The sequence below is a fragment of the Actinomadura sp. GTD37 genome (assembly GCF_041951365.1).
Taxonomy (GTDB): Bacteria; Actinomycetota; Actinomycetes; order Streptosporangiales; family Streptosporangiaceae; genus Spirillospora.
Map to the genome: position 1 here is coordinate 352721 of NZ_JBGNUS010000001.1, position 22077 is coordinate 374797.

Consider the following 22077-nt stretch of genomic DNA (forward strand, 5'->3'; position numbering starts at 1 on the left):
CCCAGTCCATTCAGTCCATCCATTCCGAGTCCACCGATTCCGGGCCCCGGCGAGATGCCGGGGCCCGACTCGTCCGCGGCCCGCCGGACGGCAGGGGTGCATCGGGTGACGGCGCCGAGGGGCCTGGCGGCGCCGCCAGCCGATGCGGTCTAGATCCAGCCGCCGATGCTGCGGTTCTGGGAGACGGCGGTGTCGAACGCCAGCGGGCAGGCCAGCAGCAGCGTGCGCATCGGCTCGGGCTGCTGGGCGTACATCTGCAGGACGTACCGGTCGGCGCCGGTGAACATCTGGGAGAGCAGCTCGCCCATCCCGTCGAAGCCGCGCTGGATGCGGGCGATCTCCTGCTGCTGCCAGTCGGTGACCCGGCCGCTCAGCAGCTCGTAGTAGCCGATCTGCTGCTCCTGCGCGGTCAGGATCTCCCAGCCGCGCATCGCCCGCTTGCGCAGGTGCCCGATGAGGCCGCCCTGCGCGGTCAGCACCTGCATCCTGGGCGTGCCCATGAACCCGTACGGCTTGTAGAAGTGGAAGTACGGCATGCCGTCGGGGCGGTAGATCGTCAGCTTGCGCTCGGCCTTGGTCTGGCTGCCCTGGTTGATGACCCGGAACGCCTTCTTGGCGCCGCTCACACCCTCTTCCCGGACGTAGGCGGCGGGCTGCCCCTGCGGGCTCCAGATCGTGTAGTTGGCCTCGGTCGAGAAGAACTGCGCCGGCTGGTCGTAGACGAGGATCGGCGAGCCGTAGAGATCCGGGGCGGCCTGCGGCGCCTGCTGGTGCTGCGGCGGGTAACCGCCCTGCTGGTGCTGCGGGTAACCGGCCTGCTGAGGCGGGTAGCCGCCCTGCTGCGGCGGATATCCGTACCCGGGCTGGGGGGCGGCGGGCGTGTAGGGCGGAGCGGGCGCGTAGGGAGGAGCGGGCGCGACGCCGGGCTGAGGAGCGCCGTAGCCCGGGTGCGGCGGACCGTACCCGGGGCCGGGCGGTGGGGGTGGGGGGTATCCCATGACGGCTCCTGAGCGAGGCGATCACCGGGGTTGTCTCGCGACACGATACGCCGCCCGGCCGCGCCGTCCCGGCCGGGCGGCCGGATTCAGCCGCGGCGGTTCACTTGAGCAGCCGGGACATGCGGCGGTCGGCGAGGGGCTTGCCGCCGGTCTGGCAGGTCGGGCAGTACTGGAGGGCAGAATCCGCGAACGACACCTCGCGCACGGTGTCGCCGCAGACCGGGCATTTCTGGCCGGCCTTCCCGTGCACCCGCAGGCCGGTCTTCTTCTCGCCCTTGAGGTCTTGGGCCTCCAGGCCCCGCGAGCGCTCGACCGCGTCCCGGAGGGTGGTGACGATCGCCTCGTGCAGGACGGCGACGTCCTCCCCGGTGAGCGATGCGGCGATCTTGAAGGGGGACATCTTCGCCGCGTGCAGCACCTCGTCGGAGTAGGCGTTGCCGATGCCGGCGATCACCTTCTGGTCGCGCAGCAGCCCCTTGATCCGGGTGCGCTCGCCGCCGACGATCTCGGCGAGGGCCGCGGGCGTGAACGCGTCGTCCAGCGGATCGGGGCCGAGCGCGGCGACGCCCGGCACGTCCGACGGGGCGCGGACGACGTAGACCGCGAGGCCCTTCTTCGTGCCGGCCTCGGTGAGGTCGAAGCCCGATCCGTCGTCCAGGTGGACGCGCAGGGCGAGCGGGTTCTTGCCGCCGGGCCGGGGCGGCCGGGCCGGGATCTCGTCACGCCAGCGCAGCCAGCCGGCGCGGGCGAGGTGGATCACGAGGTGCAGCCCGTCGACGTCGAGGTCGAGGAACTTGCCGTGCCGGGCCGCGCCCGTCACCGTCAGCCCGCCGAGCGCGGTCACCGGCGGGTCGTACGTCTTCAGCGCGGAGATGGCGAGAACATCGACCCGGGCGACGGCATGGCCGACCACGCGCTCCCGCAGGAACCCCGCCAGCGCCTCCACCTCTGGTAGCTCAGGCATGGCTTCAGTATCGGCGAAGAGCGGCGCCGCCGGAACGTCGTCCACAGCCCTGTGGACAACTGTGGACAACCTCGGGGACCGGTGTGACCGGGATCTCGAAATGCGGGGGTACCCCCCGGGGGTTGTCAGAGACGTCCTGTTATGGCAGCATGACGTTCGGAAGATACCCCCTAGGGGTAACAGAGAAGGAGACGCCGATGAGCACCGCCACCTACACCGTCACCGGGATGACCTGCGGCCACTGCGTGAGCTCGGTCACCGAGGAGGTCGAGCAGATCGCCGGCGTCACCGCCGTCGACGTCGACCTCCAGACCGGCAAGGTCACCGTCACCAGCGACACGCCCCTCGACGACGCCCGCGTCAAGGACGCCGTCGAAGAGGCCGGATACGAACTGAAGTCATGACCGGCGCACCCCGCCTCCGGGCGGGGTGGACGCGGTGAGCACGGAGTGGAGTGGATCGGCATGAACAGCGCGACCAAGGTGGGCGTCTACGCCCTCGGCCTCGCAGTCGCCTTCGGCGGCGCCGCGGGGATCGGCAAGGCCGTCGGCCCCGTCGGCGGCACCGCGGAGATGGCGTCCCACGAAGGCGACGGCGGAGGGCACGGCGGCGGCCACGGCGGCGGCGGAAGCACGACGCCGAGCGCGGGCAGCGTCCCCGGCGGCCTCCAGGTGTCCGAGGACGGCTACACGCTGACCCCGCGCGAGACGACCCTGACCCCCGGGGAGAAGACCGACTTCCGGTTCACGATCAACGGGCCGGACGGCAGGCCCGTCACCGGGTTCAAGCCCCTGCACGGCAAGCGCCTGCACCTGATCGTCGCGCGGCGGGACCTGTCCGGCTTCCAGCACCTGCACCCGACCGAGATCGGGGGCGGGGTCTGGACCGTCCCGATCGAGCTGCCGAAGCCCGGCGTGTACCGGTTCTTCACCGACATCCAGCCGGACGGCGCGACCCGCCAGCTCACCCTGGGCACCGACGTCTTCGCCCCGGGCGACCTGCGGCGCACGCCGCTGCCGAAGCCCGAGCAGGTCGCGAAGGTGGACGGGTACGAGGTCGGGCTCACCGGCGGCCTCACTCCCGGCAAGTCCACCGAACTCACCCTCACGGTGAGCAAGGACGGCAAGCCGGTCACCGACCTGGAGCCGTACCTGGAGGCGTACGGGCACCTGGTCGCGCTGCGGCAGGGCGACCTCGCCTACCTCCACGTCCACCCGGACGGGGAGCCCGGCGACGGCGAGACGAAGCCGGGCCCCGGCGTCACGTTCTTCGCCGAGGCGCCCAGCGCCGGCGCATACCGTCTGTACCTGGACTTCAAGCACGACGGCAAGGTCCGCACGGCCGAGTTCACCGTGCACGCCGGAGACGCCGGGACGCCCGCCGAAGAGCCGGCGCCGGAGCCGGAGCCGGGCCACGACGACCAGCCGCACACGCACTGAACGTCCCGCACGATCAAGGCAGAGGAGGAGCGATGAGCACGGACATCGAGTCCGGGCGTGTCGAGCTGGCGATCGGCGGGATGACGTGCGCGTCGTGCGCCAACCGCATCGAGCGGAAGCTCAACAAGATGGACGGCGTGACCGCGACGGTCAACTACGCCACCGAGAAGGCCAGCGTCGAGTTCGCCCCGGGGGTCTCCCCGGACGAGCTGATCGCGACGGTCGCGCAGGCGGGCTACACCGCCGCGCTTCCGGCCGCGCCCGCGTCCGGCGCCGAGCGGGAGCCGGAGCCGGACGACGGGCTCCGCCCGCTGCGGCAGCGGCTGGTCACCGCGCTCGTGCTGTCGGTGCCGGTCATCGCGATGGCGATGATCCCGGCGCTCCAGTTCGAGGGGTGGCAGTGGCTGTCGCTGACGCTGGCCGCACCGGTCGTCGTGTACGCGGGCTGGCCGTTCCACCGGGCCGCGGCGATCAACCTGCGGCACGGCGCGGCGACCATGGACACGCTGATCTCGCTCGGCACGATCGCCGCGTTCGGCTGGTCGCTGTGGGCGCTGTTCTTCGGCACCGCAGGCGAGCTGGGCATCAAGCACGGCTTCGAGTTCTCGATGACCCGCTCGGACGGGTCGATGAACATCTACCTTGAGGCCGCGGCCGGCGTGACCCTGTTCATCCTGGCCGGACGCTACTTCGAGACGCGGTCCAAGCGCCGCGCCGGCGCGGCCCTGCGCGCCCTGCTGGAGCTGGGCGCGAAGGAGGTCTCGGTCATCCGGGACGGGCGCGAGGAGCGCGTCCCGGTCGACCGGCTCTCGCCGGGGGACGTGTTCGTCGTCCGTCCCGGCGAGAAGATCGCCACGGACGGGACGGTCGAGGAGGGCTCGTCCGCCGTGGACGCGTCCATGCTGACCGGCGAGTCGGTCCCGGTCGAGGTCGGGCCCGGCGACACCGTGGTCGGCGCGACGGTGAACGCTGGCGGGCGGCTGCTGGTGCGGGCGACCCGCGTCGGCGCCGACACCCAGCTCGCCCAGATGGCGCGCCTGGTGGAGGACGCGCAGACCGGCAAGGCCCAGGCGCAGCGGCTCGCCGACCGGATCTCCGGGATCTTCGTCCCGATCGTGATCGCGCTGGCGACCGGCACCCTCGGGTTCTGGATCGGCACCGGCGAGCCCCTCGCGGGCGCGTTCACCGCCGCGGTCGCCGTGCTGATCATCGCGTGCCCGTGCGCGCTCGGCCTCGCCACCCCGACCGCGCTCATGGTCGGGACGGGGCGCGGCGCGCAGCTCGGCATCCTGATCAAGGGCCCGGAGGTGCTGGAGTCCACCCGCGCCGTCGACACCGTCGTCCTGGACAAGACCGGCACCGTCACCACCGGCCGCATGGCCCTGGTCGGCGTCGTCACCGCCGAGGGCGTGTCCGAGAAGGAGGTCCTGCGGCTGGCGGGGGCGCTGGAGAACGCGTCCGAGCACCCGATCGCGCAGGCGATCGCCAAGGGCGCGCTGGAAAGGGCCGGCGAGCTGGGCGCGGTCGAGGACTTCGCCAGCGTCGAGGGCCTCGGCGTCCAGGGGGTGGTGGACGGCCACGGCGTCCTGGCGGGCCGCCCGCAGCTGCTGGCCGAGTGGTCGCAGCACCTCACGCCCGACCTGGAGCGGGCCATGGACGAGGCTCAGTCGCTCGGACACACGGCCGTCGCGGTCGGCTGGGACGGCGAGGCCCGCGCGGTCGTCACCGTCGCGGACCAGGTCAAGCCGACCTCGCGGGAGGCGATCGACCAGCTGACCGGGCTCGGGCTGCGTCCGGTGCTGCTGACCGGCGACAACGCGAAGGTGGCCCGCACGGTCGCGGACGCGGTCGGCATCGACGAGGTGATCGCCGACGTCCTCCCGCAGGACAAGGTGGACGTCGTCAAGCGCCTCCAGTCCGAAGGCCGGACGGTGGCGATGGTCGGCGACGGGGTCAACGACGCCGCCGCGCTCGCCCAGGCCGACCTGGGCCTCGCGATGGGCACCGGGACGGACGTGGCGATCGAGGCGTCCGACCTGACCCTGGTGCGGGGCGACCTGCGCGCGGCGGCGGACGCGATCCGCCTCTCCCGCCGCACGCTCGGCACCATCAAGGGCAACCTGTTCTGGGCGTTCGCCTACAACGTGGCGGCCCTGCCGCTCGCGGCGACCGGCCTGCTCACCCCGATGATCGCCGGTGGCGCGATGGCGTTCTCGTCGGTCTTCGTGGTCAGCAACAGCCTCCGCCTGCGCCGCTTCAAGGCACTGACGGGCGCTCCGCAGAGCTGATCCGCGCCCCGCGAGCGCGCGGCCCCCGCCCGGGGACCGCGCGCTCGCGCATGCGCGGACGGCCGCCGGAGCGGTCAGGGGCGAAGGACGCCCAGCAGCGGGGCCAGGGCCGGATCCCGCGCGGCGTCGTCGAGCGCTTCGGTGAGGGTCTCGGCGTAGGTGGGGGCGGCGTCGCGCTGGACGGCGCGGCCCTCGTCGGTGATGACGGTGTAGACGCCGCGCCGGTCCTTGGGGCACATGTCGCGGCGGGTGAGCCCGGCGGTCTCCAGGCGGGCGACCAGGCGGCTGACGGAGCTCTGGTTGAGGCCGATGAGGTCGGCGAGTTCCTGCATCCGCAGCTCGCCGTCGCCGGCGCGGGACAGCCGGCACAGCGCCCGGTACTCCGAGAGCCCGAGGCCGTGGCGGCTCTGCAGCGCCTTGGTGAGCCGGTGCTCGACGCGCCCGTGCAGGGTCACGACGCCGTCCCAGAGCAGCCCGTCCGCCGTGACCGGCGCCTTCTCGTCCACGCTCATCCCGCACCCGCTTCCTGGTTGACACCACCTTACATGCAATGCCAATATCTGCATGTACATACAACTCATGTAGGTACATGTAAACTCGTGTTCGCGGCCGGAAGGTGATGACGATGCCCAGTCCGCTGCTGGTCCCCTACGAGGGGCCTCGGCTGAAGCTCCGCAACCGGATCGCCATGGCGCCGATGACGCGCGGGCGCGCCGACGACGCGACCGGCGTGCCGCACCCGCTGACCCGGACCTACTACGCGCAGCGCGCGTCGGCCGGGCTGATCGTCACCGAGGGGCTGTGGCCGCACGTCCTCGGCAAGGGCGGGCCCGGCATCCCGGGACTGGTCACGGACGCGCAGGTCGCGGGGTGGCGCGAGGTCACCGGGGCCGTCCACGCCGCCGGCGGGACGATCTTCGCCCAGCTGTGGCACGTGGGCCGGATGACGCATCCGCTCAACCTGCCGGGCCGCGCGACGCCGCTCGCCCCCTCGGCGGTCCGGATCGAGGGGGAGCCGATCTACACGCGTGAGGGCGACGTCGCGCACGTCACGCCGCGCGCCATGACGACGGCCGAGGCCGAGGCGACGGTCGCCGACTTCGCCGCGGCGGCCCGCAACGCCGTCCGCGCCGGGTTCGACGGTGTGGAGGTGCACGGCGCGAACGGCTACCTCGTCCAGCAGTTCCTCGCCGAGAACACCAACCGGCGCACCGACCGGTTCGGCGGCTCCCGGACGGGGCGGCTGCGGTTCGCGCTGGACGTGGTGGAGGCCGTGGCCGCCGAGGTCGGCGCCGGACGGGTCGGCCTGCGCGTCTCCCCGCACAACCCGGAGAACGAGATCGCCGAGGAGGACCCGCAGGGCACCTACCGCGCGCTCGTCGACGCCCTCGACCCGCTCGGCCTCGCCTACCTGCACGTCATCGAGCGGGGCGCCTACGGAGCGCTCGCCGACCTGCGCCCGCGCTGGTCAGGGACCCTGATCGGGAACTTCAACGGACCCGACCCCACGTCCCAGCGGGCAGGCGAGGTCGTGGTGGCGGCGGGCCTGGCCGACGTCTTCTCCTTCGGCCGCCACTTCATCGCCAATCCCGACCTCCCGCACCGGTTCGCCGCAGGCGCCCCGCTGGCGGCCCCGGTCGAGAAGCTCGTCTACGGCGGCCACGCCGAGGGCTACACCGACTACCCGACGGCCCCCGTCCCGCAGGCCGCGACGTAACGCGGCGGTCAGCGGGGGACGTCCCAGAAGGCCAGTTCGTGGCGCATGCCCTCCAGGAAGAGGCGTTCGGCGGTCTCCGGGTCGGCGCCGCACTCGTCGATCATCTGGGCGATGCGAGCGGTCAGCTCGGCGAAGCCGGGGTCGGCGTAGGTGTCGACCCAGCGGCGGTAGCGCGGTTCGGACGGCGGGTTCTCCGCCAGGCGGCGGCCGAGCGTGGAATAGCCCCACATGCACGGGTAGAGGGCGGCGAGGCCCTCGGTGTAGACGGCGGCGCTGTCCAGGAGGAAGGACGTGTAGGCGGCGCAGGCCGGACCCATCTTCGCGCCGTCCAGGTCGGCGCCGAACTCGGCGGAGAGGGAGCGGTGCAGGTCGAGTTCTTCGTGGAAGGTCGAGTAGGCCAGGTCGACGAGGTCGCCCACGTGGGCGTTGGGGGCCTGCCAGGCGAGGCGGGAGAACACGCGGACGTAGTCGTGCAGGTAGAGGTAGTCCTGTTCGAGCCAGGAGCGGAACACGGCCTCGTCCAGGTTCCCTTGGGCGATGCCCGCCACGGTGGGGTGCACGAGCTGCTCGTCGATCAGGGGGCGGCCGATGTCTTCCAGGTGCGCGGCGAGGCTCATGGCGCCAGTCTGCCTGAGGAGCCGCCCCGGAAAACGACCAGACCCTGCCGGGTCGTGCGACCCGGCAGGGCCCTGGTCTTGCGGCCGGTGTGTGGGGTCGCCTCTCGGCGAAATGCACAACACGGCTCCAGCCGGACGGTATTCCGTGAAGGCGAAAGGTGAGGCCCGGGGACACCAGGCACACCGGCTGTCATGTGTAACCGACGGGTCCCCGGGATTGTTCCCGGGCCTCCGCGAACGTTCCCGTACGGAGGATGGTGTGCCAGCCCAGGCGCGATCCCAGGAGCGCCGTGACCACGGACTGGACGACCACCAGGTACATGAGCTGCCGGTACACGAACTGCTGGAGAGGCAGTGCCCACAGCGGACGGATGGGCTCGCCGTCCAGCCATAGGGCGTAGGCGCCGGCGGCGGCCTGCGCGGCGACGAAGGCCGTCCAGGTGAGGACGGGCGCGGCGGGGTCCAGGAAGACCAAGCCGAACAGGGCGAAGAGGTCCACGGCGGGTGCGAACAGCGGAAGGAGCACCTGGAACACCGTCAGGTAGGGCAGGCAGCGGCGTCCGAAGCGTCCCGAGTCACCGCTCTCGATGAGGGAGCGGCGGTGCTTCCACATCGCCTGCATGGTGCCGTAGCACCAGCGGTAGCGCTGCCTCCACAACTGCCGCAGTGATGACGGCGCCTCCGTCCAGGCGATGGCCTTCTCCTCGTAGACGACGCGCGCACCGGTGCGGCAGATCGCCATGGTGAGGTCGGTGTCCTCGGCCAAGGTGTCGCCTGGCACGCACCCCACCTCGGCTAGGACCGACCTCCGAAACGCGCCGATCGCACCGGGGACGGTCGGCATGCATTGCAGGACGTCGAACATCCGCCGGTCGAGGTTGAATCCGATGACGTACTCGATGTGCTGCCAGCGCCCGAGGATCCCGCCCCGGTTGGCGACCTTCGTGTTGCCGCTGATCGCCCCAACGTCCGGGTCCGCGAACGGGGCGACAAGGTGCCGGATGGTGTCGCGCTGGAAGACCGTGTCGCCGTCCACCAGGACGAGGAGCTCGGACCGGGCCACGAACAGGCCGGCGTTGAGCGCGCTGGGCTTGCCGCCGTTCGGCTTGCGGATCAGATGGACGCCCGGCAGGCCGATGCTCTCGACGATGGCGGGGGTGCTGTCGGTGGAGCCGTCGTCCACCACGATCACTTCGACGGTGCCCGGATAGTCGGTGTCGAGGAGGGACGCGATCGTCGCCGCGATGCCCGCCTCCTCGTTGTAGGCGGGGACGATCACCGACACGGGCGGGAACGGATCGGGCGGCAGCTCCCCGAACTCCGCCGTCTCCGGCATGAGGGACGGGCCCGGCCGGTCGGGCGGGCCCGGCGGCCTGCGGACGCGGCGGACGTGGACGTGCGCGAACACCAGCAGCAGCAGAAGCCTCAGCACGTACAGGGCCCCGGCGACGGCGAACAGGGCGCCCATCGTCCCGGTGAGCGCGGACGCGGCGCGCTGGGCGGCGACCAGCGTCCAGCCGACGGCCCTCTCGTGCGCGGGCACCGAGACCTCCGCCGGCGGCATGCCGAGCGCCTGTGTGAGCGTGGTGAACCGGTACCCCTGCGGCTGGAGCCGGTCGATGATCGCCTCGACGGCCGCGACGGTCCGGGCCCGGTCGCCGCCCGAGTCGTGCAGCATCACGACCGCGCCCTCGCCGCGCCGCTCCGCCGCCAGCGCCGTCTGGACGATCTTCGCGGCGCCGGGACGCGCCCAGTCCTCGGTGTCGCGGTCGGTGAGGACGACGATGTACCCGGCCCCGCCCGCCCGCTCGGCCGCCCGCCACTCCGGCGCGGTCATGCCGTCCGGACGGGACGAGTACGGCATCCGCATCAGCCGCGTGTGCACGCCGGCGGCCCCCGCCAGCGCCCGCTGGGTGAGGTCCATCTCCAGCCGTCCCCGCCACGCGGGCGCGGTGGCCAGGTCGACGTGCGTGTACGTGTGCGAGCCGATCTCGTGGCCCTCGCGGAGGACGCGGCGGGTCAGCGCCGGGTTCTCGGCCACGTGCGCGCCGACCGCGAAGAACGTGGCGTGGGCGCGGTGGCGGCGCAGGACGTCCAGGATCCGCGGCGTCCACTCGGGGTCGGGGCCGTCGTCGAACGTCAGCGCGATCGTCTTCGGCGGCATGCGGCGGCTGCGCGGCGTGCCGTCCGCGAGGTTGAGCACGGGCCCGCCGGAACGAACCTGCTGCGGAGCCGGGACAGGACGCTTCGGCACGTCCCTGTGCGCCTCGCCGACGGCGCCGTGCGCGAAGCCGTCCAGCAGGAGAAGCACGGTGAGGGCCAGCCCACCGAGCAGGAGCAGAACCCAGTGCCCTCGCGGCTCGCTGCGTCGCATGGTCAGCTGTTCTTCTTCTTACGTCCCCATGCGGGCGGTTCCGCCGTGGACTTGCCCGGATGGCTCGTGGACGTGACCCCAGTCGGCGCCGACCTCGGCGTGGACGACGGTGTGGGCACGGCGGAGGGAGCGGGGCCTCCGGTCGGCATGGTGGTCGGCATGGTGGGCTGCGGCCTAGCGGCAGCGGGCGGTTCGGCCGTTCTGGTCGGTGTCACCTGGGGGTGGCTCACTTTCACGCGCGGATGGGGGGACGGCTCACTCCACGGGGTCAGCGGCATATCCGGCCCTGTCGTCATGCCGAGACCCAGCGCGCCCAGGAAGACGACGAGGAGCGCACCGGTGAGAAGGCCGAGCCGGCGTCCGAACCGCGCCCGCCATCCGGACGCGTCGACGAACACGGGGGCCGCCTCGGGCAGCGGTCGTGTCGCGGTGGCGGAGTCGGGCAGCGGATCCGCGACCGGCGGTATGCCGGTGACGAGGAGTTCGTCCCGGTTCTGCGGAGTGTTGCGGCTCATCATCGTCCAGTGATCGAGGCGGGGAGGGACGTCCCGGCGCCGCGGGGCATCACTCCATCAGCGCGAACCTGTGCGTACGTGTCACACCACGGTGAGAATTTCTGCACAATGGCGCGATGGACGAGGACGAACTCGGTCGTGCGCTGCGAGCGGCGCAGAACGGCGACGAGGAGTCCTTCCGCATGCTCTACCGCGACGTCCAGCCCCGCCTCATCCGGTTCGCCGGGGCGCTCGTCGGCGCGGACGCCGAGGACGTGACGTCGGAGGCGTGGCTGCAGATCGCCCGCGACCTGCGCTCGTTCCGCGGCGACCTCGACGGCTTCCGCGGCTGGACCGCGACGATCACCCGGCACCGCGCCCTGGACCACCTGCGCCGCAAGTCCCGCCGCCCCGGCTCCGACCTGCCCGTCGACGAGCTGGCCGCGCTGGCCGCCGACGGCGACACCGAACTCGACGCCCTGGACGGCATCGCCACCGAGGAGGCCCTGAAGCTGATCTCCGAACTCCCCCGCGACCAGGCCGAGGCCGTGCTGCTGCGCGTCGTCGTCGGCCTGGACGCCAAGTCGGCGGGCAAGGTCCTCGGCAAGCGGTCGGGCGCCGTCCGCACCGCCGCCTACCGCGGCCTGCGCCGCCTCGCCGACCGGCTGTCGGACGCCGACTCCGCCCGGCCGCTGGTCCGAGGTGACAAATCCGGCGGTACCGGCGCTGAAGGGGTGTCATGAGCGACCACACCGAGGGCGGCCGGCTCGACCAGCGCACCGCCGAACGCCTGCTCGACGGCGACCGCCCGCTCGACGGCGCGGGCGGGCAGGAGCCGCTGCACGCCCTGCTCGCGTCCGCCGCGGCGCCCGGCCGTCCCGGGGAGCTCGCGGGCGAGGACGCCGCCGCCGCCGCGTTCCTGGCCGCCCCGGCGCCCGCGCGGACGTCCCGGCTCACCGTCCTGCACCGGTTCCTGACCGCCAAGGCCATCGCGCTGGTCGGCGGCTCGATCCTGCTGACCGGGGGCGTGGCCTACGCGACCGGCCACTTCCCCGGCCAGGAGCCGTCGCCCGCCCCGTCCCCGACGCACGATCGGCGGGGCGGCGGCCACGACAGCACCCCGGCGACGCGGTACTCGCCGTCCCCGCTGCCGCCGAGGCCCTCGCCGCACCCGTCCGCGTCCCCGTCTCCGTCTTCGACGGCGGCGAAGCGGAACGGCGAGTCGGCCGCGCCGAACCAGCAGAAGAGCAAGAGCTCGAACTCGCACAGCACGAGCGCGCCCCCGCGCGGCCCCGGCGACGACAACGGCAACAACACGCCGACCGCCAATCCCGGCAAGGGGAAGGGCAGGAACACGAACCAGGGCACCCCGGCGGGCGAGAACTCGGGCAACGGCGTCACGGGCGGCCTGAAGGACGGCACGACGAAGTACGGCACGGCGGAGGGCGTCGGCGGGTCCTAGGCGGCCGGGCCCGGAGCGGCGATCAGAGGCAGCCGTTGAACTGGGGGACCTCGATGCCGGTCAGGTCGAGGCCGGACGTGCCGAACCATTTGCGCATGAGCTTCGGCATCGTCCCGTCCTGGTACATCAGGGTGATGGCGCGGTTGATCGCCTCGCACCCGTCGGGGTCGCCCTTGCGGATCGCGATGCCGGTACCCCGCTCGCCGAACCTGGAGTTCAGCAGCCGGAACCCTTCGCCCTGCCGCGTCTTCAGCCCGGCCAGGATCGTGTCGTTCGTCGTGACCGCGTCGATCCGGCCGTCCTTGAGCATGGTCATGCACTCGTCGTAGGAGCGCGCCGCGATCGGCACCGCCGGCACCTGCCGCTCCACGATCACCGCGTCGGCCGCACCCGAACCGTCGACGTCGCAGATCTTGCGGCCCGCGAGGTCGCGCACGTTCTCCACGTCCTTCTGGCCGTCCCGGATGAGGATGTCCTGGTACGACAGGAGGTACGGGCCCGCGAACGAGAGGCGCTGCGCCCACGCGGGCTCCAGCCAGTACGTCAGGACCATGTCGACGTCGCCTTTTTGGAGCAGATCCTCACGGTCCCGCGCCAGCGCCGGGACGAACCGGACCTTCTTCCCCATCCGTTCGGCGAGGTAGCGGGAGACGTCCACGTCCAGGCCCTCGAACGTCCCGTCCGGACGCCGGACGCCGATGCCCGGCAGGTCTGGCCGGACGCCCGCGACCAGCGTCTCCTCGTCGAGGACGGACGCCTTCTCCTCGCCCCCGCACCCGGTCAGCAGGGCACCCGCCACCAGCACCGCCGCGATCGGTCGCCGCATCCCCCGGACCCTCCGAACCCGCAAGCGCGGCCCTGATCCCAGCGAGCAGGGACGCCCGGAAGACAACGTCGCAGCCGATCGACCGAGCCTCCACCGCCTGGCCGGATCCGGCCCCGTCCCACGGCCGGATCAGGAGTGACCGGGACGGTCGGTGATGAGGGCGGCGAGGGTCGCGGCGAAGCGGTCGGGGGCGATGTCGGCCGGGGGGCGTCCGAAAAAGCCGCGGGACAGTTCGTAGCCGGTCAGGGCCGACACCACGACCGCGAGCAGGGCGTGCGGGTCGTCGTGGCCGGGCCCCGCGGGCAGGTCGCGGGCCAGGTGCTCGGCCTCCTCGGCGATGCCCTGGTCCACGAGGACGCTGCGGATCCTGCGCGTCAGGTCGGGGAACCGGCCGTGCTCCCGGGCCAGCAGGTTCATCAGCGGCCTGACCCGCGTGAGGTAGTCGAGCTGCTGGACGAGGCGGCGGGTCAGCGCTTCCCGGGGGTCGGCGACGGGGCCGCGCTCGAAGTCCCGGCGGTGCTCCTGCGCCCGCGCGAGTTCGCGCTCGAAGACCTCGCGGAAGACCTCCTCCTTCGAGCGGAAATGCCGGTAGAAGCTGCCGCTGCCCGGCGAGAGCCCGGCCAGTTCCTCGATGTCGGTGACGGTGGTGCCGCCGAATCCCTGCTGCTGGATCAGCTCCAGGGCGGCGTCGAGAATGCGCTCACGCGTGGTGGATGGCACGAATGCAAGATAGTTCTTGCGGATGCAAGAAGGTTCTTGCACACTGCTGGGCAAGAGCCCCCAGAAAGGCCCCCGCCATGCCAGTGATGCGCGCTTCGTCCATCCGTTTCCTCAGCGTCGCCGTGGCCGCGGCGATGGCCGCCGCAGGCGCGGCGGCCGTCACCGCGACCGAAGCCCGCGCCGACATCACGGTCTCCCCGGACCGGGTGTTCCGCGACGCGGCGGGCCGCGAGATCACGCTGCGCGGCTTCAACGTCTCGGGCAGCACGAAGCTCTACGAGAACGGCCTCCTGCCGTTCCGCAGCACGGCGGACGCGGCGAAATCGGCGCAGGCCATGCGCGATCTGACCGGTGCGAACGCGGTCCGCTTCCTGATCAGCTGGGAGGGCGTCCAACCGGCCCCCGACCGGATCGACTACGCCTATCTCGACCGGGCGGTCGCACAGATCAGGGCGTTCACGGATCGCGGAATCCGCGTCCTGCTGGATTACCACCAGGACCTTTACTCCTCCCACCTGTTCAACTCCGGGAGCTGGTACACCGGGGACGGGGCGCCGAAATGGGTGATCGACGCGGGCGGCTATCCGAAGGAATCGTGCGGCATCTGCATCATGTGGGGCCAGAACATGCAGACGAACACCGCCGTGCGCAAGGCCGCCTACGACTTCTGGCGCAACCGGGTGCTCACCACGCCGGCCGGGGCGATCGGCGTCCAGGACGCCTACCTCTCCCAGACCAAGGCGACCATGGCGTACCTCAAGCAGAAACTCCCCCAGCCGGCGTTCGAGAACATCGTCGGCCTCGACCCGTTCAACGAGCCCTTCGACGGCGGACTCGACGGCAAGAGCGGCCTGGACTGGGAGAAGACCTATCTGATGCCGTTCTACCAGCGCGTCCGCACCGCCATGGACCAGGCCGGCTGGACGGCCAAGCCCACTTTCGCCGAGCCGCTCGTCTTCTGGAACACCGGCTTCTTCGAGCAGGGCGGAATGACGACGGTCGGGCAACTCGGCGCCCGGATGGTCTTCAACACCCACTACTACGACGGGGCCCGCATGACGCTGGACCCGTCCGCCGCGTCCGACGGAACCTATGACGCCGCGATGAACGAGATCCGGCAGCGCGCGACCGACCTCGGAACCGCGCCGCTGGTCTCCGAATTCGGCAACAAGATGTCCGACGACCGCACGCCGTGGATGGTCCGCGCCATGTACCAGGCGATGGACTACGGCGTCGCCGGAAAGAGCTGGTGGAACGCGCCCGCGTCCGGCGGGACGGTGCTGTCCGCGCTCCAATGGCATTGGGACGTCTACAACGGCCGGCACCACGAACTGATGAACGGAAATCCCGGCAAGGTGCAGACCGAGGGGGACGGCTGGAACGACGAGGACCATTCCGTGGTGTCCACCGACGAGGCGGGATCCGTCGCGCTGCGGCTGGACCGGCGCGTCCTCGACCGGCTCTACCCGTCCGCCGTCAACGGCGAGACGCTGGCGTTCGCCTTCGAGGACCTCGCCCGTTCCGGTTACGGCGGCGCCGGGCAGCAGAAGGCGTGGCTGACCGTCCCGACGTCGATGCCGCAGCTCGCGTCGCTCGTCCAGGACCGGCAGTACGGCATCCTCGTCTGGCGTTCGGCGGGGACGAACGCCCCGACCGAACTGCACCTGCCGAACTCCTTCGCCCCGGCCGGCACCGCCGTCGTGAGCGACATGGGCACGCTCGGCGGCGTCCCGGCATCCGGCCCGATCGCGGCCACCGCGGAGACGGGCTCCGCCACCGCCAAGCGTTTGCAGATCACCGCCCCGGACAACGGCGTCCACTTCGCCCTGGTCGTCAACACCGCGACCGGCGCCCGGCCCACCGACGCGCAACTGGCCGCCGCCCGCACGGCCCTCGCCACCTGGCTGGGCCAGAAGTTCCCGACGAGCTGACCGAGCCGCCCCGGCCGGTGATGCGGGCCCGGCCTGTGGTGCGGGCCCGGCCTGTGGTGCGGGCCCGGCCTGTGGTGCGGGCCCGGCCTGTGGTGCGGGCCCGCGCCGGGGCGACGCTCGGCGTTCCTACGCCGTGATGTGGCGGAGGTTCTCGGTATCGGTCAGCGAGCGGTAGTAGCAGGTGGGACGGGCCTCGCCGGACGCGTCCTCGGTGTGGCAGGCCCCGCCGGTGGTGCGGTTGACCAGGTAGAGGAGGGAGTTCTGCTCGCAGTTGACGCGGACGTCGACCAGCGCCAGGACGTCCCCCGAGGTCGCGCCCTTGCGCCACAGCTCGTTGCGGGACGTCGACCAGAGCACGGCGATCTTCTCGTCCAGCGTGGCCTTGAGGGCCTGGTCGTTCGCGTAGCCGATGAACAGGACGTCGCCGCTGGCCGCGTCCTGCAAGACGACGGGCACGACCCGCGCGCCGGTCGCGGCGACGCCGGCGAGCTTGTCGAAGTCCAGGGTGAGCCGGGTGCCTTCTTCGAGTTCGTTCACCCCGCCATCCTGCCCGGCGAACCGGCCCGCGTCGTCCCGTGACACGGGCCGGGCGGCCGGGCGCCCGGCTACGCGGCCAGGATCGACTGGACGGTCAAGATCACGATCCGGCCGGTCTCGGCGGGCTCCAGCCGGCCGGCGCGGTTCTCCTCCGCGGCGCCGTGCAGGACGTACTGCACCGCGTTCACCAGCCAGATGACCGGCATGTCGGTGCGGAAGGCGCCTTCGTCCTGGCCGCGGCGGATGAGCTCTTCGAGGCGCGCCGCGGGCTCGGCGTGCAGTTCGCGGACGCGTCCGGCGGGGAGCGCCTCCTCGGCCGCCGTCAGGAGCGCCGTCGACTCGGCCACGAGTGACCAGCTCGATTCCAGCAGCCGGACCAGGACGTCTTGCGCGGGCCCGCCGAGATCGACGTCCGACAGCACTTCGTCACCGGCGCGCAGCGCGTCGGCCATGGCGGCCTCGACCAGTTCCCGCCGGTTGCGGAAGTGGCCGTAGAGGGTCATCCGGCCGACGCCGGCGGCCTTGGCGATGTCGTCGATGCTCGCGGCCGGGTCCCTGCCCAGGCACTCGCGTGCCGCGGACACGATGCGGGCGATGCTGCGCTCGGCGTCCGCGCGCCGGCGCCGGCCGGTTGAGGCGGTTGGCATGCCCGCATCCTAACTCGTACACGGACGTACGTGTTACTCTCCAATAACTCGTACGGAGGTGTACGGGTTAAGGAGGTTTCCATGACATCGCAGGCATCCGCGTCCGCGCATCCGCTGCGCTGGCGCATCCTGGGTCTCCTCGGCGTGGCCCAGCTCATGCTGATCCTCGACGTCACCGTCGTGGCCATCGCGCTGCCGCACATCGGGACCGACCTGGAGCTGAGCCGCCAGGCCGTCACCTGGACGGTCAGCGCCTACACCCTCACGTTCGGCGGGCTGATGCTGCTCGGCGGACGGACCGCCGACCTCATCGGCGCCAAACGCGTCGTCCTCGCCGGTCTGCTGATCTTCACGGCCGCGTCCCTGGTGACGGGGCTCGCCGGGTCGTCCGGCGTGCTGCTCGGCGGCCGCGTCGCGCAGGGGCTCGGCGCGGCGCTGCTGTCGCCCGCCGCCCTGTCCCTGGTCGTCGGCCTGTTCGACGGCGACGAGCGGAACCGGGCGCTCGGCGTCTGGTCCGCGCTCGGCGGCGGCGGCGCCGCCCTGGGCGTCCTCCTCGGCGGCGCGCTGACCGCCGGTCCCGGCTGGCCGTGGGTCTTCTACGTCAACGTCCCCATCGGGCTGGCGATCACCGCCGCGCTCGCCCGGATGCTGCCGCGGCAGCTCGCCGCCGCGCCGCGTCCCCGGCTGGACGTCCTGGGCGCGCTCCTGGTCACGGCCTCGTCCGGCGCGCTGATCTACGCGTTCGTCCGGGCCGGAGACGACGGCTGGCTCACCGCCGCCACCGGCTGGCTGGTCCTGCTCGCCGCGGTCGGCTACGCGGCGTTCGTCCTCCGGCAGAAGACCGCCAGGTCACCCATGATGGACGTGTCGCTCCTGCTCAGGCGGCCGGTCGCGACCGGCACCTTCCTGATCCTCATGGCGACCGCGCTGATGATCGCGGTGTTCTTCCTGGGCACGTTCTACTTCCAGCACGGCGAGGACTACGGCGCTCTGCGCACCGGCCTGCTGTTCCTGCCCGTCGCGGTCGCGACGATGGCCGGCGCCGACCTCACCGGCCGGACGATCGCCAGGGCCGGACCGCGCCGCCTCGCCGTCGCCGGCCTGCTGACCGCCGCCGCCGGCATGGCCCTGCCCGCCCTCTCCCTGCACCCGGTGACCGTCGTGGTCGGCACGGCCGTCGCGGGCGCCGGGACCGGCGCGATGTTCGTCGTCGCCTCGGCGACGGCCCTGGGCCAGGTGGCGCCGCACGAAGCCGGCATCGCCTCCGGAATCGTGAGCACGTTCCACGAGTTCGGCGCGTCCATCGGAGCCGCGGTGATCTCCAGCGTGGCCGCCGTGAGCCTGACCGGCGACACCCTCGACGGCTTCACCGACGGCTTCGTCCTGGCCGCGGTCGCCGCCGCCGTCGCCGCGCTCGCGGCCGCCGCGCTGACCCCGCCCCGCGGTCGCGCCGCGCCGGGACTTGACCTTGACCCGCAGGTCAAGGGTTAGCGTCTCGGCGCTGCTTCCGAGCTCTTGAGGAGTGTCCGATGTCGTCCACCACATCCCGCACGGTGCGGCTCGCCGCCATGCCGGACGGGCTGCCGAAGCCGGAGCATTTCACCGTCGTCCAGGCGCCCGTCCCGGTGCCGGACGAAGGCGAAGTGCTCGTCCGGAACCGCTTCTTCCAGGTCTTCCCCGCCTTGCGGACGCTGATCGGCGGCGGGGTGCCGGGCACGCCCTTCCCGCCGCTGCGGCCGGGCGACGCGCTGTTCGGGGCGGCGATCGGCGAGGTCGTCTCGGCGCCGCGCGACTCCGGCCTGCGCGCCGGCGACCTCGTCCAGCACTGGCTGGGCTGGCGCGAGCACGCCGTCGTCCCGGCCGCCGAGTGCACGCCGCTGGACGACACGCTGCCCGACCCCGCCGCCCATCTCGGGCAGGCGGCCGTCGCCTACACGGCGCTGACGCGGGACGCGCGGGTCCGTCCGGGCGACACCGTGTTCGTCTCCGGCGGCTCCGGCGGGGTCGGTTCGCTGGCCGGCCAGTTCGCCCGCATGCTCGGAGCGGGCCGTGTGATCGGCAGCACCGGTTCGCGGGACAAGGCGGCCCGCCTGGTGTCCGAGCTGGGCTACGACGCGGCCCTCGTCCGGGGCGAACGGCCCATCGCGGAGCAGTTGGCGGAGGCGGCGCCCGACGGGATCGACGTCCTCGTGGACAACGTCGGCGGCGAACAGCTCCGCGCCGCGATCACCACGGCCCGTCCCGGCGCGCGGTTCGTCATCGTCGGAACGCTGGCCGGGCAGCTCTCGCCGGACCGGCCGGGCACCACGGCCCCGGTCGAGATCGACACGTTCCAGCTGGTCGCCAAGCGGATCGAGATGCGCGGTCACGGCGGCCTCGACGACACCGGCCCGCGCCCCGAGTGGGCCGAGCGCTTCGGCGGCTGGCTGCGCTCGGGCGCCGTCACGTTCCCGCACGCGCGCGTCACGGGCATCGAGCAGGCCCCGCGGGCGTTGCACGAACTGATCAGCGGACGACACCTGGGCGCCGTCATCGTCGAACCGTAGACGGCCGGAGGAGGACCCATGCGGATCGGCGACGCCGCGGCGGCGGCCGGAACGACCCCGCGCGCACTGCGCTTCTACGAGCAGCGCGGCCTGCTGCCCCCGGCGTCCCGCACCGCGGGCGGGCAGCGCCGGTACGGCCCGGCCGACGTCGCCCGCGTGCGGACCATCCGGCGGCTGCTGTCCCTCGGCCTCACCGTCGAGGACGTCCGCGGCTGCGCCGACCGCCTCCACCTCCTGGACGGCGACGCGCTCCCGCCCTACGACGGCCCGGCCTGCGCCTCCCAGAGCACCGGAACCGCCCGCCGCCGCCTCGCCGCCCTCGACGCCGAGATCACCCACCTCACCCGCCTCCGCGACGCCCTCGCCACCCAACTCGGCGTCCCCCCGCACACCACCCCCGCCGACACCCCCATCCTGTGATCAGGGTGCTGGAGACCGAACGCCTGACCCTGCGTCCCCTCACGGGCGACGACTTCGACGACTACGCGGCGATGATGGCCGACCCTCAAGTGTCGGACGGCCTGGCCGACCCGGTCGGCCGCACCCCGGCCGACGCCTGGCGCAGCCTCGCGCTCTTCATCGGGCACCGCGAGATCCGCGGCTACTCCCACTGGGCCGTGGTCGAGCGGTCAACGGGACGTTTCGTCGGTCGCGCGGGCCCCTGGCGGCCGCACGGCTTTCCGGGCCTGGGCGTGGGGTGGTGCCTGGCCCGCGCGCACTGGGGCAAGGGCTACGCCACCGAAGCCGCCCGCGCCGCCATCGCCTACTGCTTCACCGACCAGCAACGACCCACCACCTGAAACAGCCGACGACCTGAGCGGCCGACGCTCGGAGGAGTCGCCCACCCTGATGCCCATGGTCAGGGAAAATCTGGTCGATGGGACCCCCGGCGGGCCACATGACGGAGCATTCTCAGTTGGTACAACTGTACCTATTCTGATCGCCGCCGAATTCGTTTGGGACGCCGCCCAACTGGAAGGCAACCCGTTCACCTACCCAGAAGTACAGACCCTGATGGACGGGGTGACCGTCGGCGGCCGAAAAGTCAGCGATGAGCAGCAGGTATTGGCCCTGGCCGACTCCTCCCGGGAGTTGCTGGGCCTTGTCTCCAATGGCGAGTTCGTTCTCGACAAGGCCACTTCCGACCGCCTGCACGCAATCATCGCCCGTGACGAGGCGCTTGAGTCGGGCATGTTCAGAGGCGAGGGGACGGTCATGCTGACGCCGGGTGCCAGCCTGGGAGAACACGGCCGCTACCTACCACCCGAGACCGAGCCGGGCGGCGACAACCTGCGTGCACTGCATGCCAGGGGCGTTGCCTGGCTGACAGCGGATTTGACGAACGTGGCCGAGCAGGCCATGGCCTACTTTCTCTTCGCCGCGCTCCAGCAGTTCTATTTCGACGAGAACAAGCGGACCGGACGATCGATGATGAACGGCCATCTGATGATGCAGGGAATTGACGCGATAAGCGTCCCGGCGGCACGGAGGCAGGAGTTCAACACGGAGATGGTCCGTTTCTATCTGGAGCGCGATGCGACTCAGATGCTCGCCTTCCTCCTGTCATGTCACCCCGAGCACGCCGGATATTGAGATGCCGTCCGGCGTGCGCCGAAAGGACGCCGACGGTCGGCCCGTTGACAGCCTCGGCCGGCACAGGTATCCGATCGCCATCGACACAGAGCGGGAGTACGACCCGGCGGCAGAACGTGCCCGGCGTGAGCGTGTGACGATGCAGTGGGTGGTGCAATCCCTCACCCGCGCGTACGGCGCGGGGCTGGTGGATTTGGGGCCGCCTTCCCCAGGAGCGGTGGGCCGGGCCAGTAGACCCTACGTCCAGACCCGTCAGTTCTGGCTGCACCGAGATGCCGAACACGACGCGGCGCAGCGCCGGGCGCTCGACCGGGACGGTGTGGGATTCAGCACCGCGGTTCGACGCCTGCTGCGAGCCTATGGCGAGGGCCAGATCGACCTGCATGTGGTGGTGGTGGACAAACGCGGCGAGGGGGCCGCCCGGCACTGTCAGTATCGTGCCGGAATGGATTCGATCGAGTTCGCCGCAGCCGGCATCTCCGTCAACGGCCTTCGGCTGCTGGATCTGGTGCGGCAGGCTGAACTGCCGTTCGCGATACAGGAGATGCGGGAGCGGCCCGAAGCCTTCGGTCCTGAGGACGGCCCCGAGGAACTGGCCGGCGCCTACACCGACCTGCTGCCGAACTACTACTGGCCGAGCCGCCATTTCCTGGGCGAACCGAGGGACGAGCCCCTCGGCATCAGGGAAGACGGCGAGACCATGCTGCTCACCTGCTCGGGATGCGGAATGGCCGAATGCTGGTCGTTCCTCGCCCGGGTCGAGGTGACGGAAACGACCGTGCGGTGGTCGGGATTCCGCAACTCCCACAGTGACTGGGACCTGTCCGCCCTGGGGCCCTTCGTGTTCTCGCGCCCCCAGTACGAGCAAGCCCTCCGCCGCACCGAAGCCGCCCACTGAGCGGCCTGGCCGGTAGGTCGATCCGC

General features: G+C 72.1%; 23 protein-coding genes. 13 read left to right on the forward strand and 10 right to left on the reverse strand.

Features of this window, described 5'->3' with window-relative positions:
• Nucleotides 1-149: 149 nt before the first annotated feature.
• Nucleotides 150-998 carry a hypothetical protein gene (locus ACA511_RS01705; RefSeq protein WP_375022212.1) on the reverse strand — a complete coding sequence of 283 codons (849 nt, stop codon included), beginning with the start codon at nt 996-998 and terminating at the stop codon, nt 150-152.
• 100 nt (nt 999-1098) lie between these two features.
• Nucleotides 1099-1962 (reverse strand): Fpg/Nei family DNA glycosylase, encoded by an 864-nt coding sequence (locus tag ACA511_RS01710; protein ID WP_375022213.1) that lies wholly within the window; start codon nt 1960-1962, stop codon nt 1099-1101.
• Nucleotides 1963-2159: 197 nt separating this feature from the next.
• Here ACA511_RS01710 and ACA511_RS01715 point away from each other — a divergent pair, with 197 nt between their 5' ends.
• From ACA511_RS01715 to ACA511_RS01725, 3 genes are read left to right on the forward strand one after another with little or no spacing between them, the layout of a single operon-like run.
• Entirely contained in the window at nt 2160-2366 is a 207-nt protein-coding gene (locus ACA511_RS01715; RefSeq protein WP_375022214.1) for a heavy-metal-associated domain-containing protein, read from the forward strand.
• A 60-nt stretch (nt 2367-2426) separates the two neighbouring features.
• The gene (locus ACA511_RS01720) at nt 2427-3401 is read left to right on the forward strand and encodes a hypothetical protein (protein WP_375022215.1); all 975 of its coding nucleotides are present in this window, start codon (nt 2427-2429) and stop codon (nt 3399-3401) included.
• A 32-nt stretch (nt 3402-3433) separates the two neighbouring features.
• Nucleotides 3434-5689: a heavy metal translocating P-type ATPase gene (locus ACA511_RS01725; RefSeq protein ID WP_375022216.1), complete on the forward strand. Its 2256-nt coding sequence runs from the start codon at nt 3434-3436 to the stop codon at nt 5687-5689.
• 74 nt (nt 5690-5763) lie between these two features.
• Here the strand turns inward: ACA511_RS01725 and ACA511_RS01730 are convergent, their stop codons facing one another.
• On the reverse strand, nt 5764-6201 hold the full coding sequence (locus ACA511_RS01730; RefSeq protein WP_375022217.1) for a MarR family winged helix-turn-helix transcriptional regulator: 438 nt from the start codon (nt 6199-6201) through the stop codon (nt 5764-5766).
• A gap of 107 nt (nt 6202-6308) precedes the next feature.
• Here ACA511_RS01730 and ACA511_RS01735 point away from each other — a divergent pair, with 107 nt between their 5' ends.
• Complete coding sequence (locus tag ACA511_RS01735) at nt 6309-7406, forward strand: alkene reductase (protein WP_375022218.1); 1098 nt, start codon at nt 6309-6311, stop codon at nt 7404-7406.
• An 8-nt stretch (nt 7407-7414) separates the two neighbouring features.
• Here the strand turns inward: ACA511_RS01735 and ACA511_RS01740 are convergent, their stop codons facing one another.
• The 3 genes from ACA511_RS01740 to ACA511_RS01750 all read right to left on the reverse strand — a co-directional run bounded on the left by ACA511_RS01740 (nt 7415) and on the right by ACA511_RS01750 (nt 10912).
• Nucleotides 7415-8023, reverse strand: coding sequence for a TenA family protein (locus ACA511_RS01740; protein WP_375022219.1), 609 nt, complete (start codon nt 8021-8023; stop codon nt 7415-7417).
• Nucleotides 8024-8213: 190 nt separating this feature from the next.
• On the reverse strand, nt 8214-10397 hold the full coding sequence (locus ACA511_RS01745; protein ID WP_375022220.1) for a bifunctional polysaccharide deacetylase/glycosyltransferase family 2 protein: 2184 nt from the start codon (nt 10395-10397) through the stop codon (nt 8214-8216).
• A 2-nt stretch (nt 10398-10399) separates the two neighbouring features.
• Entirely contained in the window at nt 10400-10912 is a 513-nt protein-coding gene (locus ACA511_RS01750) for a hypothetical protein (RefSeq protein ID WP_375022221.1), read from the reverse strand.
• Nucleotides 10913-11028: 116 nt separating this feature from the next.
• Between ACA511_RS01750 and ACA511_RS01755 the strand changes: the two genes are divergently transcribed.
• Together ACA511_RS01755 and ACA511_RS01760 are read left to right on the forward strand one after the other, a co-directional pair.
• Nucleotides 11029-11634 (forward strand): RNA polymerase sigma factor, encoded by a 606-nt coding sequence (locus tag ACA511_RS01755; protein WP_375022222.1) that lies wholly within the window; start codon nt 11029-11031, stop codon nt 11632-11634.
• Nucleotides 11631-12353 (forward strand): hypothetical protein, encoded by a 723-nt coding sequence (locus tag ACA511_RS01760; protein WP_375022223.1) that lies wholly within the window; start codon nt 11631-11633, stop codon nt 12351-12353. The genes ACA511_RS01755 and ACA511_RS01760 overlap by 4 nt, the downstream gene beginning before the upstream one ends.
• Before the next feature lie 22 nt (nt 12354-12375).
• On the opposite strand, the gene ACA511_RS01765 is transcribed toward ACA511_RS01760, so the two are convergent.
• Together ACA511_RS01765 and ACA511_RS01770 are read right to left on the reverse strand one after the other, a co-directional pair.
• Nucleotides 12376-13179, reverse strand: a complete 804-nt coding sequence (locus ACA511_RS01765; protein ID WP_375022224.1) for a transporter substrate-binding domain-containing protein — start codon at nt 13177-13179, stop codon at nt 12376-12378.
• A 129-nt stretch (nt 13180-13308) separates the two neighbouring features.
• On the reverse strand, nt 13309-13899 hold the full coding sequence (locus ACA511_RS01770) for a TetR/AcrR family transcriptional regulator (protein ID WP_375022225.1): 591 nt from the start codon (nt 13897-13899) through the stop codon (nt 13309-13311).
• Between the two features lie 86 nt (nt 13900-13985).
• Between ACA511_RS01770 and ACA511_RS01775 the strand changes: the two genes are divergently transcribed.
• Nucleotides 13986-15830 carry a cellulase family glycosylhydrolase gene (locus ACA511_RS01775; protein WP_375022226.1) on the forward strand — a complete coding sequence of 615 codons (1845 nt, stop codon included), beginning with the start codon at nt 13986-13988 and terminating at the stop codon, nt 15828-15830.
• Between the two features lie 126 nt (nt 15831-15956).
• Here ACA511_RS01775 and ACA511_RS01780 read toward each other — a convergent pair whose 3' ends face one another.
• Complete coding sequence (locus ACA511_RS01780) at nt 15957-16367, reverse strand: phosphoribosyl-AMP cyclohydrolase (RefSeq protein WP_375022227.1); 411 nt, start codon at nt 16365-16367, stop codon at nt 15957-15959.
• A 68-nt stretch (nt 16368-16435) separates the two neighbouring features.
• Nucleotides 16436-17014, reverse strand: a complete 579-nt coding sequence (locus ACA511_RS01785) for a TetR/AcrR family transcriptional regulator (RefSeq protein ID WP_375022228.1) — start codon at nt 17012-17014, stop codon at nt 16436-16438.
• An 81-nt stretch (nt 17015-17095) separates the two neighbouring features.
• Here ACA511_RS01785 and ACA511_RS01790 point away from each other — a divergent pair, with 81 nt between their 5' ends.
• The 6 genes from ACA511_RS01790 to ACA511_RS01815 are packed head-to-tail and all read left to right on the forward strand — an operon-like array spanning nt 17096 to nt 22051.
• Entirely contained in the window at nt 17096-18505 is a 1410-nt protein-coding gene (locus ACA511_RS01790; protein ID WP_375022229.1) for an MFS transporter, read from the forward strand.
• A gap of 38 nt (nt 18506-18543) precedes the next feature.
• Nucleotides 18544-19560: an MDR family NADP-dependent oxidoreductase gene (locus tag ACA511_RS01795; RefSeq protein WP_375022230.1), complete on the forward strand. Its 1017-nt coding sequence runs from the start codon at nt 18544-18546 to the stop codon at nt 19558-19560.
• A gap of 18 nt (nt 19561-19578) precedes the next feature.
• Complete coding sequence (locus ACA511_RS01800) at nt 19579-19980, forward strand: MerR family transcriptional regulator (protein ID WP_375022231.1); 402 nt, start codon at nt 19579-19581, stop codon at nt 19978-19980.
• A complete protein-coding gene (locus tag ACA511_RS01805; protein WP_375022232.1) occupies nt 19977-20360 on the forward strand; it encodes a GNAT family N-acetyltransferase in 384 nt (127 codons plus the stop codon). Before ACA511_RS01800 ends, ACA511_RS01805 begins: the two co-directional genes overlap by 4 nt.
• A 49-nt stretch (nt 20361-20409) precedes the next feature.
• Nucleotides 20410-21153, forward strand: a complete 744-nt coding sequence (locus tag ACA511_RS01810; protein ID WP_375022233.1) for a hypothetical protein — start codon at nt 20410-20412, stop codon at nt 21151-21153.
• A 1-nt stretch (nt 21154) separates the two neighbouring features.
• Nucleotides 21155-22051 carry a hypothetical protein gene (locus ACA511_RS01815; protein ID WP_375022234.1) on the forward strand — a complete coding sequence of 299 codons (897 nt, stop codon included), beginning with the start codon at nt 21155-21157 and terminating at the stop codon, nt 22049-22051.
• Nucleotides 22052-22077: the final 26 nt, after the last annotated feature.

Bases quoted from the DNA above. Each gene is read 5' to 3' on its own strand.
- ACA511_RS01800 (WP_375022231.1), top strand. From the start codon at position 19,579: ATGCGGATCGGCGACGCCGCGGCGGCGGCCGGAACGACCCCGCGCGCA.
- ACA511_RS01730 (WP_375022217.1), bottom strand. From the start codon at position 6,201: ATGAGCGTGGACGAGAAGGCGCCGGTCACGGCGGACGGGCTGCTCTGG.
- ACA511_RS01815 (WP_375022234.1), top strand. From the start codon at position 21,155: ATGCCGTCCGGCGTGCGCCGAAAGGACGCCGACGGTCGGCCCGTTGAC.
- ACA511_RS01760 (WP_375022223.1), top strand. From the start codon at position 11,631: ATGAGCGACCACACCGAGGGCGGCCGGCTCGACCAGCGCACCGCCGAA.
- ACA511_RS01720 (WP_375022215.1), top strand. From the start codon at position 2,427: ATGAACAGCGCGACCAAGGTGGGCGTCTACGCCCTCGGCCTCGCAGTC.
- ACA511_RS01765 (WP_375022224.1), bottom strand. From the start codon at position 13,179: ATGCGGCGACCGATCGCGGCGGTGCTGGTGGCGGGTGCCCTGCTGACC.
- ACA511_RS01735 (WP_375022218.1), top strand. From the start codon at position 6,309: ATGACGATGCCCAGTCCGCTGCTGGTCCCCTACGAGGGGCCTCGGCTG.
- ACA511_RS01745 (WP_375022220.1), bottom strand. From the start codon at position 10,397: ATGCGACGCAGCGAGCCGCGAGGGCACTGGGTTCTGCTCCTGCTCGGT.
- ACA511_RS01715 (WP_375022214.1), top strand. From the start codon at position 2,160: ATGAGCACCGCCACCTACACCGTCACCGGGATGACCTGCGGCCACTGC.
- ACA511_RS01705 (WP_375022212.1), bottom strand. From the start codon at position 998: ATGGGATACCCCCCACCCCCACCGCCCGGCCCCGGGTACGGTCCGCCG.
- ACA511_RS01775 (WP_375022226.1), top strand. From the start codon at position 13,986: ATGCGCGCTTCGTCCATCCGTTTCCTCAGCGTCGCCGTGGCCGCGGCG.
- ACA511_RS01785 (WP_375022228.1), bottom strand. From the start codon at position 17,014: ATGCCAACCGCCTCAACCGGCCGGCGCCGGCGCGCGGACGCCGAGCGC.
- ACA511_RS01740 (WP_375022219.1), bottom strand. From the start codon at position 8,023: ATGAGCCTCGCCGCGCACCTGGAAGACATCGGCCGCCCCCTGATCGAC.
- ACA511_RS01750 (WP_375022221.1), bottom strand. From the start codon at position 10,912: ATGAGCCGCAACACTCCGCAGAACCGGGACGAACTCCTCGTCACCGGC.
- ACA511_RS01810 (WP_375022233.1), top strand. From the start codon at position 20,410: ATGCCCATGGTCAGGGAAAATCTGGTCGATGGGACCCCCGGCGGGCCA.
- ACA511_RS01725 (WP_375022216.1), top strand. From the start codon at position 3,434: ATGAGCACGGACATCGAGTCCGGGCGTGTCGAGCTGGCGATCGGCGGG.
- ACA511_RS01790 (WP_375022229.1), top strand. From the start codon at position 17,096: ATGACATCGCAGGCATCCGCGTCCGCGCATCCGCTGCGCTGGCGCATC.
- ACA511_RS01755 (WP_375022222.1), top strand. From the start codon at position 11,029: ATGGACGAGGACGAACTCGGTCGTGCGCTGCGAGCGGCGCAGAACGGC.
- ACA511_RS01795 (WP_375022230.1), top strand. From the start codon at position 18,544: ATGTCGTCCACCACATCCCGCACGGTGCGGCTCGCCGCCATGCCGGAC.
- ACA511_RS01710 (WP_375022213.1), bottom strand. From the start codon at position 1,962: ATGCCTGAGCTACCAGAGGTGGAGGCGCTGGCGGGGTTCCTGCGGGAG.